Origin of the sequence: Streptomyces sp. W16 (assembly GCF_033194735.1) — a bacterium.
Taxonomy (GTDB): Bacteria; Actinomycetota; Actinomycetes; order Streptomycetales; family Streptomycetaceae; genus Streptomyces.
Map to the genome: position 1 here is coordinate 1 of NZ_JAWOAI010001112.1, position 1147 is coordinate 1147.

General features: G+C 74.6%; 1 protein-coding gene. It reads right to left on the reverse strand.

The features are described from left to right. Positions 1-1147 (reverse strand): beta-ketoacyl reductase (locus tag R6V09_RS53510; protein ID WP_317888608.1); only part of this gene is annotated, 1147 nt, incomplete at both ends.

Here is a 1147-nt window from a genome sequence, read left to right on the forward strand (position 1 = left end):
TGGCACGGGTCGCGCCGTCGGCCGGGCCGGGCGCGGGTCCCGGCTCGTGGGCGGTTCCCTCCCCGGCGAGTTGCAGCAGGGCGTCGGTGAACGCCGCCGGAGTCGGGTGGTCGAAGGCGAACGTCGCGGGTAACCGCGCCCCGAATTCCGCCTGCACCAGGTTGCGCAGCTCGGTCATCTGGAGCGAGTCGAGGCCCATGTCGAAGAATCCGGCGTCGGCCGCGACCGGCTGTCCACCGTCCCCGGTGCGCAGGGTGGCGACCAGATCGAGCACCCGCCGCAGGAGCACCGGGCGGCCACCGGTCCGGCGCGGCGCACTGGCACTGGCACTGGCACTGGCACTGGCACTGGCACTGGTGGACGGCCGCGGCGCACCGGTCAGTTCGGCCAGCAGCGGGGTGCTCCGTTGCGGCGCGGCATCCTGGTAGGCCGCCCAGTCCACCGCCAGGACGGCGGCCTGGGGCAGTCCGGCGGCGATCAGCCGGCCGAGCGTGTCCAGCGCGCGGGCGGGGGCGAGTTCGGCCACTCCGATCCGCGCCCACCTGTCCCGCGACCGGTCGTCGAGCCGTACGGCCATGCCTGCTTCGGCCCAGGGGCCCCAGTCCACACTGGTGGCGGCCAGTCCCAGAGCCGCGCGGTGGTGGGCGAGGGCATCCAGGAAGGCGTTGGCGGCACCGTAGTTGCCCTGCCCGGGCGAGCCGAGGACGCTCGCGGCGGAGGAGAACAGCACGAAGAAGTCGAGCGGGAGCCCGATGGTGTGCTGGTGCAGCAGCCACGCGCCGTACACCTTGGCGGCGAAGACCTCGTCGAAGTGGCTCCAGTCCTGTCCGGCCAGTGCCCGGTCGCGGTGGACACCCGCCGTGTGCATCACGCCCCGCAGGGGCGGCAGTTCGGCGCCGAAGCGGGCCATGAGGGCGTCGAGCGCCGCCGGGTCGGCGATGTCGGCCGCGACGACCTCGATCCGGGCGCCCCGGGCGATGAGTCCGGCAAGACGGCGCTCGCCCTCCGCGTCGGGGCGGGCCCGTCGGCCGACGAGCACCAGGTGCCGCGCCCCGTCCTGTACGAGCCGTTCGGCGGTGGCCAGTCCGAGTCCGCCGAGTCCGCCCGTCACGAGGTAGGAGGCGTCCTCCCGCACCGGTATGGAGCC